The following is a 13,539-nucleotide window of genomic DNA, read 5'->3' on the forward strand; positions in this document are numbered from 1 at the left end:
GCAAGCGCAACTACCTGTGATTGCTTCGTTACTGCGTGCCCCATTTACTGCGGCAGCACTTCGCCTTTCGTCTCCGGTGCAAACGGAATGATGAAAAGACCGACCACGAATGCAACAGCGGTCAATGCGACAGGAATACCCAGCGTATGCATGTTGAGCACTGCGGCACCGAGCAGGAAGTTCACGCCGGCCCCGACAAAGCGGCCGAACGACGTGCAGAACGCGAACGCAGTGGCCCGCACACGTGTCTCGAACTGCTCAGGCAACCACAGGCTGAACAGCGCGAAGTTGCCGCCGAAGAAGCCGAGCACGAACAGAATCGCGATGAACGGCGCGAGCCCGTTCGGCAGGTAGAACGCCCAGCCGAAGCTCAACGCGATCGTGACCGCCATGCCGGCGAAATAAACAGCGAGCGTCATCTTGCGGCCGATGCGCTCCGCCATCGGCGGCAGTGCGAGACAGCCGAGAATCGTACCGATCGACAGCAGTCCGGTCGCCAGCGAGGCCATCTTCGTCGCGTCCGCCTTGCCCATGCCGGCGTGCGTCGCGAGCTGTATCACCGCCGACGGTTCGTACACCGCGCCCGCCCACAAACCGATAATCGCAATCGTGAGCAACGCGCAGGCCACCCACGTGCGGCGCCGGTACGTCGGCCCGAAAATTTCGCGCATCGGCTTCGTGCGCACCGCCTTCGCGTCGGCTTTCTGCCACTTGTCGGATTCCTTCACGCGCGTGAGGATCAGGATCGCGATCACGACCGGCACCGCACCGGTCAGGAACATCGCGCGCCAGCCGAAATGCACGCCGATCGTAAAGTTGAGCGCAGCGGCGAGGAAGAAGCCTGCGTAGTAACCGGTTTGCAGATAACCGGCGCCCATCTTGCGGCGGTCCTCCGGCCACGCCTCGGCGACGTAGGTGCCCGCCAGCGCCCATTCGCCGCCGATGCCGACGCCTGCGATAAAGCGATAGATCGCCAGTTCCCACACGTTGTGCGCGGTCGCCGACAGTCCGGTAAAGATCGCGAACGTGAAGATCGTCGCGGCTAGCACCTTCGTGCGGCCGAAGCGGTCCGCGAGCGGCCCCCAGATAAACGACAGACCCCAGCCGACCAGAAACAGCGCAAACAGGATCGAGCCCGCGAGACCCACGTTTGCAGGGGTCGCCTCATAGCCCGAACGAGGCAACAATTCGGTTAGCGCCGGCGTCAAAACCAGTGCGTAGATGAACGAGTCCATCCCGTCGAGCGTCCAGCCGGCCCACGCGCCCCAGAAGCCCGCGATCTGCGAACGGTTGAGCGGTGTTTTAGCCGGACGCGCGACGCGCGCTCGGGTGGCGTCGGTTATTGAATCCATCATGCATGCTCCTCCAGTACTGCGGTTGTAAAGCGCAAGCTGAAATGATGCAGCACGCGCGCTAAGCCCCTTTGGTCTTCTTCGCCAGGATTTAGGAAACGCACGCTGGCCTTATGGGACAAGGCGTTTGCGGGTTTTTCCGGCTAGAAAACGCGAATTTTTATATATAATATATTCCATCATGCACAGCACAACCGATGGTTTTCCCCTGGACGACGCACCCGCTGCGCCGTTCCTGCCTGCCGTCAGCACGCCTCGGTCGAGTGCGTCGCGGATGGTCGCCGACGCGCTGCGTGCGGCGATCGTCGACGGGACGCTCGCACCCGGCACGCCGCTGCGGCAGGACGCGATTGCGCGTCACTTTTCGGTGAGCGCGATTCCAGTCCGCGAGGCGTTGCGACAACTGGAAAGCGAAGGCTGGGCAAAGGTCGAAGTGCATAAGGGCGCGACCGTCGCGCCGCTATCGGCTGACGAAGCGCGCGAAATATATGAAATCCGCTCGGCGCTCGAAAGCCTCGCGCTTGGTCTTGCGATTCCGCGGCACACCGCGGCGTCGCTGCGCGAAGTGGCGAGGCTGTGCAAAGCCGCGGCGGGAGAACCCGATCCATCGCTTTATGTCGCGCGCAACGAAGCCTTTCATATGAACCTTTATGCGCCGGCGGCGCGGCCGCAGCTTTGCGAGATGATCGCGAACCTGCATCGCCGCGGCGAACGATATCTACGGCTCAAATTCGGCTTCCCCGAGTACAAAGGCGAATCGGATCACGAGCACGAAGTGCTGCTCGATGCGGTGCTGCGTCGTGACGTAGCCGCTGCCCAAGCGCTTGTCGCGGCTCACCTGATAGGAACCGGGGAATTGATTTATCGTTTTCTGACTGAACACGCGCAAACGGTGGCCGAACCGGTCTCGTCCCGCAAGCCGCGCGCGAAACGCGCGCGCCCTTCAACCCGACTCCCCGGGAGTACCCCCGACGATGAACCAGCGCCTCGAACCCAATCGTCTGACACCGACGGCTAGTGCGAACGCGGCGCCCGCCCGTTCATGGACCACCCGTCGTGACGAAAAAGCCCGCCGGCTCGCGCGGGTCACTCCATGGTTCAAGGATGGCGTATTGCCCGCGTCGCGCATCGTCGACGCGTTGCAGGCGCTGATCCGTCCTGGCGACCGCGTCGCGCTCGAAGGCGACAACCAGAAACAGGCGGATTTCCTGTCGCGCTCGTTCGCGAAGGTCGATCCCGCCGACGTGCACGACGTGCATCTGCTGATCTCCAGCATCAGCCGGCCCGAGCATCTGACGCTTTTCGAAAAGGGCATCGCGCACAAGGTCGATTTCGCGTACGCGGGGCCGCAGAGCTTGCGCGTCGCGCAGTTGCTTGAAGACGGCCAGCTGGAAGTCGGCTCGATCCATACTTATGTCGAGCTGTATGCGCGGATGTTCGTCGATCTGACGCCGCAGGTCGCGCTGCTGTGCGCCGCGCAGGCGGATCGGCACGGCAATCTGTACACCGGCGCGAATACCGAAGACACACCGACCATCGCCGAAGCCGCCGCGTTCCGGCATGGCATCGTGATCGTGCAGGTCAATGAAATTGTCGACCAGCTGCCGCGCGTCGACATTCCTGCTTCGTGGGTGGACGTCGTCGTCGAAGCGGACCAGCCGTTCGCGGTGGAGCCGCTTTTCACGCGCGACCCGCGCCATATCGGCGATCTGCAAGTGCTGACCGCGATGATGGTGATTCGTGGCATCTACGAGCAGTACGGCGTGACGTCGCTGAACCACGGCATCGGTTTCGACACCGCCGCAATCGAGCTGCTGCTGCCGACGTATGGCGAGTCGCTTGGGTTGCGCGGCAAGGTTTGCCGCAACTGGACGCTCAACCCGCACCCGACGCTGATTCCGGCGATCGAATCCGGCTGGGTCGATAGCGTGCACTGCTTCGGCAGCGAAGTCGGCATGGAAAAGTACATCGAAGCGCGGCCCGATGTGTTCTTCACCGGTAGCGACGGCACGCTGCGCTCGAACCGCGTGCTATGCCAGCTCGCCGGCCAGTATGGCGTCGACCTGTTTATCGGCTCGACACTGCAGCTCGATGCCGACGCGAATTCGTCGACTGTCACGCATGGGCGCCTCGCCGGCTTCGGCGGCGCGCCGAACATGGGTCACGATCCGCGTGGCCGGCGCCATGCGAGTGAAGCGTGGTTGAAGCTGCTCAAAGGCGATGGTCCTGTTGCACGCGGCCAGAAGCTCGTCGTGCAAACAGCTGAGACCTATAAAAAAGGCGGCGAGCCGACCTTCGTCGAAGAACTCGACGCGATTGCGGTCGGCAAGAAGAGCGGCATGCCGGTCGCCCCGGTGATGATCTACGGCGACGACGTCAGTCACGTGGTCACCGAAGAAGGGATTGCGTATCTGCATAAGGCTGAAGGGATCGACGAACGGCGCGCGGCGCTCGCCGCGGTCGCCGGCGTCACGCCGATCGGCCTGCGCGCGAAACCCGAGAAAACGGCCGAATTGCGCCGACGTGGGATCGTTTCGTATCCGGAAGATCTCGGCATCCGCCGCGGCGATGCGAAGCGCTCGCTACTCGCCGCGCGCAGCATCGACGATCTGGTCACGTGGTCGGGCGGCTTGTACGCGCCGCCGGCACGCTTCAGAAGCTGGTGATGCGATGGTTAGCGCAGCGGTTTCCAGTCAGTGCGCGAAACGCCGTCACACTGCGGCCGATGACGGCGCGACGGCGCAATGCGTCGACATCGATGATGAACGACAGGTGACGTCCGTTACCGTTTGGGCGATGGCGTCCACGCGTCGGGGCCTCGATGCAACGGCTAGCCTGCCTGGCGCTTGCCGCGTCGAACGGGCAGCCCCGCAGCCGCTGTCGGACGCGCAACTGGCACGGTTCGCCGTCGATGCGTTGATCGACGAAGCGGAACTGACGCCCAAGCCCGCGCTCGTCGATGGGCGCGGCAGCGGCGCCCATCGCGACCTCGATCTGCCGACCATGCGGCGCTCCGCGCGCGCGCTCGAATCGACCTTTGAAGCGCTCGCGCGCGCGGCGCGGCAACGCACGCCCTCCGCCGCATTGCGCGCCGAACTCGCGGAGATCGGCCGAGAGGGAGAACAGGCGATGATGCGCGCGACCGGTGGTAGCAATGCGCATCGCGGCGCGATCTGGATCGTCGGATTGATGATTGCCGGAGCGGCGATCAGCGGTGTGGCGCGCGGGACGGCTGGGACCTCGGGTGCGTCGGCTTCGTTAGGTGCGGCTTCGTTTGGCGCGTCGGCTTCGTCGGGCGCGTCGGGTTCCCTCGCTACCGCCTCCGCTTGCGCTGTCGCTTCGCTTCCTTCTGCCTTCATCGATTCGGCGCCTCCGGTTGAGCACGCCGACTCCGCTGCCCGGACCCGGCATCGAGCCTACGCCGACGCCGCGACGGTCTGTTCGCTCGGCGCGCAGATCGCGTGCTTTCCCGATCGCTTCGCCGCGCCCGTTGATAGCCACGGCGAGCGCGCGCGTCAGCGTTATCAGGTCGGCGGCGCGCGGCGCGAAGCGCAAGACGGCTTCCCTCATGCGCTCGACATCGGGCTGCCGGCGCTCGCGCACGCGCGCGAACGCGGCATCGGCGAAAACGCGGCGCGCGTCGACGCGCTGCTTGCAATCATGGCGTCACTCGACGACACGTGCCTGCTGCATCGCGCCGGCCTCCCCGGATTGCAGGCCGGCCAGCGAGGCGCGCGCCGTGTGCTCGCGGCAGGCGGTAGCTCGACCGCTGCCGGGCGCGCCGCGCTGTCGGCGCTCGATCGCGCGCTCGTCGCGCTGAATGCGTCTCCGGGTGGCGCGGCCGATCTGCTCGCCGCGACACTCTTTCTCGACAAACTGTCACGTCAAGACTTCACCGGGAGTACCGCATCATGGAACACCTGACGTTCGAGTATCCGGCGCAACGCGCCTTCACGAATCGCGCGCATGTCGGCGTGGTCGGCTCCGGCGACCTCGAGGTGCTGCTGTCGCCGGCGGCATCGATGACGGCGACGGTCGATGTGCGCACCAGCGTCGACGGCTATAGCCATATCTGGAAAAGCGTGCTCGACCGCTTCTTCCAGCGCTACGACGGCGCCGCGCATATCGAGATCAACGATTTCGGCGCGACACCGGGTGTCGTTGCGTTGCGGCTCGCCGAAGCCATCGAGGCAATCGACATCCGTACACCGGGAGATCGCGCATGAGCACAGTCGCCGTTCAAGCTGCGCCCGTTCTCGCGGACAGCTTTATCGAATTGCCCGCGCGCGAACGCGCGCGCACGCTACTCGACCCCGGCACGTTTCGCGAGCTGCTCGGCCCGTTCGACCGGATCGAGTCACCGTGGCTGCCGCTGCAAGGCATCGTCTGCCAGGCGGACGACGGCGTCGTCATTGCACGCGGCACGATCGACGGCGAGCCCGCGGTGATCGCCGCGATTGAGCCGGCGTTTCAAGGTGGCAGCATCGGCGAGGTGTCGGGCAGCAAGATCGCGGCCGCACTCGAGCTCGCGTTGCGCGATTGCGAGAACGGCCGTCCGGTGCGCCCGGTCGTGCTGTTCGAAACCGGCGGCGTGCGGCTGCAGGAAGCGAACCTCGGGCTCGCGGTGATCGCCGAGATGCAGGCGGCCATCGTCGCGCTGCGCCGGCACGTGCCGGTGGTCGGCGTGATTACCGGTATGGTCGGCTGCTTCGGCGGGATGTCGCTGACCGCGTCGCTGTGCACGCATCTGATCATCACGAAGCAGGGGCGGCTCGGCATGAACGGACCTGAAGTGATCGAACAGGAGGCCGGCATCGAAGAACTCGACTCGAGCGACCGCCGCCGCATCTGGCAACTGATCGGCGGTGAGCAACGCGCGGCGACCGGACTCGCGGACCACCTCGTCGAAGACGACTTGCAGGCGGTGCGCGCGGCTGTCGTACAGGCGTTTGCGCGCGGGCTGCCCGCCGCGCACCGCAGCGAGCAGGTCGATACCTATCTCGAGCGGCTCGCCGCGATCGACCCGCAAAGCATCACCCCCGAAACGATGCGCGCGGTGTTTCATGCCGACGCGCCAGCCAATGCGCCGAGTTCGGCGCGCAAGGAGTGACTGTGGCGCAGACTCAACTGACACGCGGTGCGCAATGGTTTCGCGCATTCGCCGGCGAGCCGGCTACGAAAGCGCCGGTCTGGAGCGCCGATGCAGCGCTGGGCAATGAAACTGCGCGCTTTATCGCGGTCGTGCCCGACCCCGACGGCCGCTTTCCGCGCGCCACCGACAATGTGGTTGGCCTCGAACAGGGATGGCTGCTTGCGCGCGCGGTGCGCGATGCGATGACTCAGGATCACGCTGCCGCGAACAAGCGCCCGATCATCGCGATCGTCGATGTGAAAAGCCAGGCGTATGGCTATCGCGAAGAGATGCTGGGCGTCCATCTCGCGTGCGCGGCTGCCGTCGATGCGTACGCGGCGGCGCGCGACGCCGGGCATCCGGTCGTCGCGCTGATCGTCGGGCCGGCGATGTCGGGCGCGTTTCTCGCCCATGGTTACCAGGCGAACCGGATTCTCGCGCTCGATGCGCCCGGCACGCTGGTCCATGCGATGGGCAAGGACGCCGCCGCGCGTGTGACGCGCCGCACCGTCGAAGAGCTCGACGCGCTCGGCGAAACGATCGTGCCGATGTCGTACTCGATGGCGTCGTTCGCGAAGCTCGGCCTGCTCGATTCGCTGATCGACGGCATCGATGCCGATGCGCCGCGCAGCACGGACGTCGATCGCGTGCGTGGCTTGCTCGCCGACGCGGCACGCGACGCGCGCGCGGACAAGTCGCGTGGGCTGTCGCACCGGCTCGAGTCGGAGGCCGCGCATAAGACCCGCGCCGCGTCGATCGATGTGCGCCGGCGGCTCGCGCAGCAGTGGGATGCCGCGTGATGCGAATATGCGCACTACCGCCGTTTGAGTTGTCGGCCGCCTTGGACGCGGGCGGCGGGCAGCATGAGCGTGATGCGTGCTGGCGGGCGCATGATGTGGTGCGGCTGCGTCGCTTAACGGTGCTCGACGGCGAACCCGTGTGGGTCCGCGATGCGTTTCTGTCCGCGCCGTTCGCGGTCGTGCGGCGCGCGCAGGCCGCTAGCGGGTTTGTCGCGGTGGGCATGCGCGGTTCCAACAGGGCGCAGCGTTACGGCACGTGGGTAGAAGACGCGGGCATCGAGTTCTCGGTGGCGCCGGAAGCGCTCGTGGCGCGCGAACCCTTGCCCGGACGGGAGCAACTTCCAGTGTTCGCCGCACTGGCCGCGCTGCGTCGAGCGTCTGGGTGCATTGCCCAATTCGTCTGGGGACCGGCGGGGAGCGTCGGCTTCGAACTGGCGACGGGCACGCCCACGGCTACCGGATCGAGCGATCTGGATCTGCTGATCCGCACGCCTGACAGGCTGAATCACACGGCGGCGGCACGCTTGCTCGCCGAACTGTTGGCGTATGCGCAGCGCGCGGGAGTTCGCGTGGATGCGCAACTGGAAACACCCGCCGGCGGTGTCGCATTGGCCGAACTTGCCGCCGGTAAGCCGCACGTGATGGCGCGCGCGGACGCTGGCCCTTCGCTCGTCGCCGATCCGTGGGCCGCGGCGAATGAAAATACAAAAGGCGGTGCGCACAGCGCTACGGCGCGCCCCGATGCCGCCGTGGCTGGAGCACGATGACGCTCGCCCTTCTTTTCCCCGGCCAGGGTGCGCAAACCGATGGATTCCTGCATCGCCTTCCCGACCATCCGGCGACTGCAGCGACACTTGGCGAAGCTTCCGACGTGCTCGGCTTCGATGTGTTGACGCTCGACACGCATGCCGCACTGGAATCGACGGTCGCTGTGCAGATCGGTATGGTCGTCGCGGGAGTCGCGCTCACACGTGCGCTGGCCGCGGAACAGCTGACGCCTCAGGTCAGCGCCGGGCTTTCGGTCGGAGCCTACCCGGCCGCCGTCAGTTGCGGTGCGCTAGGGTTCGCCGACGCAGTCCGCCTGGTGCGCAAGCGGGCCGAACTGATGGAAGCCGCGTACCCTTCCGGCTATGGACTCGCCGCCATCGCCGGACTGACCGAGCACCAGGTCGAAACACTCGCTGCACAGAGCGCGCCCGACGGTCGCCGACGGGTGTTCGTCGGTAATGTCAATGCGCCGCGGCAGATCGTCGTGGCGGGCGCGACCGATGCGCTTGATGCGTTTATCCAGACTGCGCTTGCCGCTGGCGCACGCAAGGCAATCCGGTTGGCGGTCAGCGTGCCTTCGCATTGCGAACTACTCGCTTCGGCAACCGATGAGCTCGGGGTCTATGCGCGCGATATTCCGTTTTACGCACCGCAGAGCGTCTACGTTGGCAACCGCGGCGGCCGGCCGCTCCATAGCGCCGATGCGATTCGTGACGACCTGGTGACCAATATGCGTCACACCGTCCGGTGGTTCGATGCATTGTCGGTGATGGTCGAAATGGGCGCGCGGGTTTTGCTGGAGGCCCCGCCCGGCCAGATATTGACCGACATCGCACACGAGCACTTTCCTGACACAGTTGCGCTTCCGGCTAGCGCGTTGGCCTTCGACCGATTGGTTGCGACCGTCAGGCGTCGCATCGATGCGGGTGGTTGACCGCGCGGTGTAGGCCGACTTTCGGTGGACTCGGATGCTGCAGTGGGCGCACTTTTGACAGGTCATGGGTGCACGTTAGACACACCGGCGCACACGACACTAGACACGCCCTGGTCGCACTTCGGTGAGATGCCGCGGCGCTTCTCACGCTTGACGCGCATCACAGGGCGCTAATCGACGAAGATTTCCTGCAGCGTCGACAACGCCGACGCGAGCGCCTGCCCCGAAATAGACCCCACCCGTTTGACCAAACGCTCCTTATCGACCGTGCGAATCTGATCGAGCAGAATCAGCCCGCGTTTGCGTGCGAACGTCAGCCCGACGCGGAATGGCGCGGCACGGCCGCCGGTGGTCATCGGTGCGACGATGACTGTGTTCAGATATTCATTCAACTCAGGGGGAGACACGACCACGCACGGCCGAGTTTTCTGAATCTCGCTGCCAACGGTCGGATCCAGCGCAACTAGCCAGACCTCGCCGCGCTCTACCATACGAACCCCGCGTCATCCACGTTCGGAAACTCGCCCATCACGAGACGATCGTCGCCCGCTGCCGCAATGGACCGGCTTGCTTCCGCCCAGCCCTCACGTGCCTTTTTCTGCGGACGGCGCAGCACCAGAGTGTTCCCTTCGATTTGCATATCCACTTCGTCCTCCAGTCCCAGCTGGGCCAAAATCGGTTTCGGAATCAGCACGCCGTGCGAGTTGCCCATCTTGCGGATAGTGGTCTTCATGGCGTGATCTCAGGTTGAAAATGCTAAGGGCGTCGAAGGAAAAAGTAAACACAAAGTTATTACAGCATAGCATGGCCGAATGGGATAGGGCGAATCTCATTGCGTCGCATAAATCATCTAGAGAACCAGGCTACCCGTCCCCGAACCTGGCCGACGAGGTCCGGCGTGTTTATGCGCATAAATTTTATAATTTTTATTTGCGGTATCGGTTATCGGGGAATCGATGTTGCTCGTCGAAAAACGTACCTGAACGTCAGGTTGATCCGTTCGCCGTCGACACGCGGCTCCTTAGGCACGCGATGCCGCCACTCCGCCTGAGTGTTGCCGCGCATCACGAGTAGACTGCCGCTGCTTAGTGCGAACGACTGCACCGCACCGGTACGGTTGTGGCGCATATCGAACGTGCGCGTTGCGCCAAGGCTCACCGATGCAATCACGGGTTCATCGCCCAGTTCGGGTTCGCGGTCGGCATGCCAGCCCATACTGTCCGCGCCGCTTCGATAGCGATTCAGCAGCACGCTATTGAAACGCGCACCGCTGGTCGCTTCCGCCGCGGCCTTGAGCTCGGCAACCGCCGAAGTCCATTGGTCAGGCACGTTGCGGATACCTGAATAGACGTAGACGGCGTCGGGCTCGCCCTGCCACGCGGTGAGACGCGGCAGCGGCACACGGCCCGCCGGCGTACCCATCGTGTCCTGCCGCCACGTCACTTCATCGATAACGCGAGTCAGCATCGATGCCGCGCTTGCTCGCGACAGCCAATCGGGAAACCACGCGACATCCGGCGTGGGCAAATCGTCGAACAAATCGTGCATGACAGGAAAGCTGCAGACGCAGCACTGACAACCATGGCGACAGTATCCAGTATGAACCCGCGCGCGGGTCAAAGCGCCGGATGCTGCCGGGACACGGTGCATGGATAGTTCAGACGGTCATCGTCCGTGCCTGGCGGGATCGAATGCGCTTTGCAGTCACGGGGGCTGCATAACGAGACAAAATACGCTGCGCGGTATTCAAGGAAAACTGCTCGGCTTCACGATGACACGAGCGTCACGCCGTTAGCAGCGCGACATAGAAGACAATCGCGCCAAGCACGGCGCCGACAAAACAGAAGCCTTCCTGCGCGTCGTCGCCATTCGATCGAAGCCAGGCAGCAACCACCCCGCACAGTCCCGCAACGCCGAGCGCGACGAAAACCATCACCACGTAAAACAGCGCGGTTTTGCCAAGTTGCGAGAACTCGATGCTCCGGACGCCCCAATAAACGCCGACCGCAATCAGCGACAACATCACGAGCGGGAGCATCACGCGACTACCCTCGCGCCCGATATGGTGTGTGCGGTGCGACAACTTGATCGTTTTCATCATCGGCTCCCATCGTCGTCGAGGTCGACGATAGATGGACCGTCTTAGGCGTGCGACCGTCTGCGGGATCCGTACGCTGCGACATCCGGTCCACTTCCAGAATAGTTCGGATAATCGGACCGTTCAATAGTCGTTTAATAGGAGACTTGCCGTGTCTTCCCACGCTTCAACCAGTATGCACAACGCCTTCGAATACCGCCACGTGTGAGAAGCGGCGCCGCACCGGCCCTGTTCGACGCTTCGTGAAATCTGCCGGTAGAATGATTGGCCGACGACCGTGCATACTCGATGCACATCGCCATGCCCGTCGTTTCCGGCTTCGCCGCGTCTCCGCTACTTCTCATATGCGCCTATCTTCTTTCTTCGTTCGCCTTGTCTCGATCGGGGTTTTATTTCACCTCTACGTAGGCTTCCGGATCATTCCCGATCTGCCGATCGGGTCGACTGGGCGGTCGCTGTGTGTGCTGTGGCTCGTGTTGTCGTGTCTGCTGATTCCGCCCGGCATGATGGCGCGTCGCTTCAAGCAGCAATCGGTCGGTGACCGGTTTGCGTGGATCGGCCTGATGGCGATGGGCTTCTTTTCATCGCTGCTGGTGCTGACGTTTGCGCGCGACGTTATGCTCGCCTCGCTGTTGACGATTGATGCGCTGTGGCCTCACACAGTGTCGATTGCACAATGGCGGCCCAATAGCGCGGCCGCAGTCCCGATTCTTGCGGTGATTTCCACGGGCATCGGTTTTATTAACGCGCGGCGCCGCGCGCGGGTCGTCACCATCGAAGTGCCGATTGACGATTTGCCGCGTGCGCTCGAAGGTTTCACGATCGTGCAGATCAGCGACATCCACGTCGGACCGACCATCAAGCGCAACTATGTCGATGCAATCGTCGAAGCGGTGAACAGGCTCAAGCCGGATCTGATCGCGGTGACCGGCGATGTGGTCGACGGTTCGGTCGCGCAACTGTCCGCGCATACGCAGCCCTTGTCGAAACTCAGTGCGCGGCATGGCGCGTATCTCGTCACCGGCAATCACGAATACTATTCGGGCGCTGACGCGTGGATCGCGGAATTCGAACGACTCGGGTTGCGCGTGCTGCTCAACGAACACGTGATTGTCGAGCACGACGGTGCACAAGCAGTCATTGCCGGTGTGACCGACTATACCGCCGGGAACTACAATCCTGCCCACAACAGCGACCCGGCGGCTGCGCTAAGGGGCGCGCCCGGCGATGTTCTGATCAAGGTGCTGCTAGCGCACCAGCCGCGGACGGCGGAAGCAGCGGCAGACGCCGGATTCACGCTGCAGTTGTCCGGCCATACTCACGGAGGACAGTTCTTCCCTTGGAACTTCTTTGTCCGCTTGCAGCAACCGTTTACCGCCGGGCTTGCGAGGCTGAACGGCCTCTGGGTCTATACAAGCCGCGGCACCGGGTATTGGGGGCCACCGAAACGGCTCGGCGCCCCTTCTGAAATTACGCGGCTGAGGCTGATAAGCGCAGGCGTTTGAAAGGGCTGCCTACCAGGTCGCGACGGCCCGTTAGCACGTTCGAACCTGATTCGATCGCCGCGTTCGAACTACTACTGCGCTGCGGATACTGACACGGTCGCTGTTGGCGCGTAGGCGAGGTCGACGTGCATCCCCGGTGATAGTGGCGCGAGCTGCGCGGTATTGTTTGCCTGAATGTGGAATATCGTGCCTTTCGGGCCACGCAGCGCAAGCACACCGTTTTTCTGATCGATGGTGACGAGTTCAGCCGCAACGTTGTTTTGAGTCATCGGATCAACATCTGCGGCAAGTTGGCCATGCGTGTTTGGCGCACCACGTGGCGACAACGTGATCACCACATCCCGAACCATCCGTACGCGCACCTTGTCGCCGACTTTGAGTTCCGACAGTTTCGTCGAATCCGGGCTAACGTTGAACGTCGCGTGACCGCTCGCTGAATCCTTCACGGTGACAGTATGCGCGACGCGATCCACCGCCTGCACGATGCCTTCTGCCTGAAGCACACTGACTCCCGCGATGGTTGCGGTCGACGCAACCGATGCGGCAGGCTGTGCCGCCTGTGGGCTAAACGGCGCCAGAGTGATGACTGCTCCGGTGATGACAGCGATGGCTAGCTTTTGGTTCATGCGATCCTCAGTTGTTGATCAACAGCGACTCGCACAGCAGTTTGTTTTTCGAGATGAATCCTGTCAATGTTTGGAATCCGAATTAATTTGGAAATATCAAATTCTTGCAGCAGATAGAGACGGAATGATTTGAAAATCAGAAGTTTCCGGCCTGCGGCGCAATGAGCCAATGAGCCGCCGTGGCACGGACGAGGCCTCTTACCGTGCGGACGGAGGGTCAGTGTTTTCGGGCCGTAAACGCCGAAACCCCGCCTGGTGGCGGGGTTTGCGGTGTGCTGCTGGGGAGCCTGACGATTACCTACTTTCACACGGGGATCCGCACTAT

At 63.6% G+C, this 13,539-nt stretch carries 16 protein-coding genes; 9 read left to right on the plus strand and 7 right to left on the minus strand.

Annotation, left to right across the window (positions count from 1 at the left end; translation table 11 throughout):
* Nucleotides 1-44: 44 nt before the first annotated feature.
* Nucleotides 45-1,352 (minus strand): MFS transporter, encoded by a 1,308-nt coding sequence (locus BX592_RS19550; RefSeq protein WP_134193571.1) that lies wholly within the window; start codon nt 1,350-1,352, stop codon nt 45-47.
* Nucleotides 1,353-1,533: 181 nt separating this feature from the next.
* Here BX592_RS19550 and BX592_RS19555 point away from each other — a divergent pair, with 181 nt between their 5' ends.
* From BX592_RS19555 to mdcH, 8 genes are all read left to right on the plus strand, one after another.
* Nucleotides 1,534-2,370 carry a GntR family transcriptional regulator gene (locus tag BX592_RS19555; RefSeq protein WP_134193524.1) on the plus strand — a complete coding sequence of 279 codons (837 nt, stop codon included), beginning with the start codon at nt 1,534-1,536 and terminating at the stop codon, nt 2,368-2,370.
* Nucleotides 2,327-4,018, plus strand: coding sequence for a malonate decarboxylase subunit alpha (gene mdcA / locus BX592_RS19560; RefSeq protein WP_134193525.1), 1,692 nt, complete (start codon nt 2,327-2,329; stop codon nt 4,016-4,018). Before BX592_RS19555 ends, mdcA begins: the two co-directional genes overlap by 44 nt.
* Nucleotides 4,019-4,124: 106 nt before the next feature.
* A complete protein-coding gene (locus BX592_RS19565) occupies nt 4,125-5,276 on the plus strand; it encodes a triphosphoribosyl-dephospho-CoA synthase (protein WP_377681462.1) in 1,152 nt (383 codons plus the stop codon).
* The gene (locus BX592_RS19570) at nt 5,264-5,578 is read left to right on the plus strand and encodes a malonate decarboxylase subunit delta (protein ID WP_134193527.1); all 315 of its coding nucleotides are present in this window, start codon (nt 5,264-5,266) and stop codon (nt 5,576-5,578) included. Before BX592_RS19565 ends, BX592_RS19570 begins: the two co-directional genes overlap by 13 nt.
* The gene (locus BX592_RS19575; protein WP_134193529.1) at nt 5,575-6,462 is read left to right on the plus strand and encodes a biotin-independent malonate decarboxylase subunit beta; all 888 of its coding nucleotides are present in this window, start codon (nt 5,575-5,577) and stop codon (nt 6,460-6,462) included. The genes BX592_RS19570 and BX592_RS19575 overlap by 4 nt, the downstream gene beginning before the upstream one ends.
* A gap of 2 nt (nt 6,463-6,464) precedes the next feature.
* Complete coding sequence (gene mdcE, locus BX592_RS19580; RefSeq protein ID WP_134193531.1) at nt 6,465-7,283, plus strand: biotin-independent malonate decarboxylase subunit gamma; 819 nt, start codon at nt 6,465-6,467, stop codon at nt 7,281-7,283.
* Complete coding sequence (locus tag BX592_RS19585; protein ID WP_134193533.1) at nt 7,283-8,050, plus strand: malonate decarboxylase holo-ACP synthase; 768 nt, start codon at nt 7,283-7,285, stop codon at nt 8,048-8,050. Before mdcE ends, BX592_RS19585 begins: the two co-directional genes overlap by 1 nt.
* Nucleotides 8,047-8,985 carry a malonate decarboxylase subunit epsilon gene (gene mdcH, locus BX592_RS19590; RefSeq protein ID WP_134193535.1) on the plus strand — a complete coding sequence of 313 codons (939 nt, stop codon included), beginning with the start codon at nt 8,047-8,049 and terminating at the stop codon, nt 8,983-8,985. Before BX592_RS19585 ends, mdcH begins: the two co-directional genes overlap by 4 nt.
* A gap of 170 nt (nt 8,986-9,155) precedes the next feature.
* Here mdcH and BX592_RS19595 read toward each other — a convergent pair whose 3' ends face one another.
* The 4 genes from BX592_RS19595 to BX592_RS19610 form a co-directional block, all read right to left on the minus strand.
* A complete protein-coding gene (locus BX592_RS19595; protein WP_134193537.1) occupies nt 9,156-9,476 on the minus strand; it encodes a type II toxin-antitoxin system PemK/MazF family toxin in 321 nt (106 codons plus the stop codon).
* Nucleotides 9,470-9,718 (minus strand): AbrB/MazE/SpoVT family DNA-binding domain-containing protein, encoded by a 249-nt coding sequence (locus tag BX592_RS19600; RefSeq protein ID WP_134193539.1) that lies wholly within the window; start codon nt 9,716-9,718, stop codon nt 9,470-9,472. Before BX592_RS19600 ends, BX592_RS19595 begins: the two co-directional genes overlap by 7 nt.
* 209 nt (nt 9,719-9,927) lie before the next feature.
* Nucleotides 9,928-10,533, minus strand: a complete 606-nt coding sequence (locus BX592_RS19605; protein ID WP_134193541.1) for an alpha-ketoglutarate-dependent dioxygenase AlkB family protein — start codon at nt 10,531-10,533, stop codon at nt 9,928-9,930.
* Nucleotides 10,534-10,768: 235 nt separating this feature from the next.
* A complete protein-coding gene (locus tag BX592_RS19610; RefSeq protein WP_134193543.1) occupies nt 10,769-11,083 on the minus strand; it encodes a hypothetical protein in 315 nt (104 codons plus the stop codon).
* 344 nt (nt 11,084-11,427) lie between these two features.
* Here BX592_RS19610 and BX592_RS19615 point away from each other — a divergent pair, with 344 nt between their 5' ends.
* On the plus strand, nt 11,428-12,588 hold the full coding sequence (locus BX592_RS19615) for a metallophosphoesterase (RefSeq protein ID WP_134193545.1): 1,161 nt from the start codon (nt 11,428-11,430) through the stop codon (nt 12,586-12,588).
* 71 nt (nt 12,589-12,659) lie between these two features.
* On the opposite strand, the gene BX592_RS19620 is transcribed toward BX592_RS19615, so the two are convergent.
* Nucleotides 12,660-13,214, minus strand: coding sequence for a hypothetical protein (locus BX592_RS19620; RefSeq protein WP_134193547.1), 555 nt, complete (start codon nt 13,212-13,214; stop codon nt 12,660-12,662).
* A partial coding sequence (locus BX592_RS19625) for a hypothetical protein (RefSeq protein WP_208327927.1) occupies nt 13,211-13,539 on the minus strand: 329 nt, incomplete at its 5' end. The genes BX592_RS19620 and BX592_RS19625, both read right to left, overlap by 4 nt.

This window comes from Paraburkholderia rhizosphaerae (assembly GCF_004366595.1).
In the GTDB taxonomy this organism is placed as follows: domain Bacteria; phylum Pseudomonadota; class Gammaproteobacteria; order Burkholderiales; family Burkholderiaceae; genus Paraburkholderia; species Paraburkholderia rhizosphaerae.

What these genes read in the sequence shown, in the direction of transcription:
- BX592_RS19550 (WP_134193571.1), bottom strand. Translation starts at nt 1,352, where the DNA reads ATGGATTCAATAACCGACGCCACCCGAGCGCGCGTCGCGCGTCCGGCT.
- BX592_RS19555 (WP_134193524.1), top strand. Translation starts at nt 1,534, where the DNA reads ATGCACAGCACAACCGATGGTTTTCCCCTGGACGACGCACCCGCTGCG.
- mdcA (WP_134193525.1), top strand. Translation starts at nt 2,327, where the DNA reads ATGAACCAGCGCCTCGAACCCAATCGTCTGACACCGACGGCTAGTGCG.
- BX592_RS19570 (WP_134193527.1), top strand. Translation starts at nt 5,264, where the DNA reads ATGGAACACCTGACGTTCGAGTATCCGGCGCAACGCGCCTTCACGAAT.
- BX592_RS19575 (WP_134193529.1), top strand. Translation starts at nt 5,575, where the DNA reads ATGAGCACAGTCGCCGTTCAAGCTGCGCCCGTTCTCGCGGACAGCTTT.
- BX592_RS19585 (WP_134193533.1), top strand. Translation starts at nt 7,283, where the DNA reads ATGCGAATATGCGCACTACCGCCGTTTGAGTTGTCGGCCGCCTTGGAC.
- mdcH (WP_134193535.1), top strand. Translation starts at nt 8,047, where the DNA reads ATGACGCTCGCCCTTCTTTTCCCCGGCCAGGGTGCGCAAACCGATGGA.
- BX592_RS19595 (WP_134193537.1), bottom strand. Translation starts at nt 9,476, where the DNA reads ATGGTAGAGCGCGGCGAGGTCTGGCTAGTTGCGCTGGATCCGACCGTT.
- BX592_RS19600 (WP_134193539.1), bottom strand. Translation starts at nt 9,718, where the DNA reads ATGAAGACCACTATCCGCAAGATGGGCAACTCGCACGGCGTGCTGATT.
- BX592_RS19605 (WP_134193541.1), bottom strand. Translation starts at nt 10,533, where the DNA reads ATGCACGATTTGTTCGACGATTTGCCCACGCCGGATGTCGCGTGGTTT.
- BX592_RS19610 (WP_134193543.1), bottom strand. Translation starts at nt 11,083, where the DNA reads ATGAAAACGATCAAGTTGTCGCACCGCACACACCATATCGGGCGCGAG.
- BX592_RS19615 (WP_134193545.1), top strand. Translation starts at nt 11,428, where the DNA reads ATGCGCCTATCTTCTTTCTTCGTTCGCCTTGTCTCGATCGGGGTTTTA.
- BX592_RS19620 (WP_134193547.1), bottom strand. Translation starts at nt 13,214, where the DNA reads ATGAACCAAAAGCTAGCCATCGCTGTCATCACCGGAGCAGTCATCACT.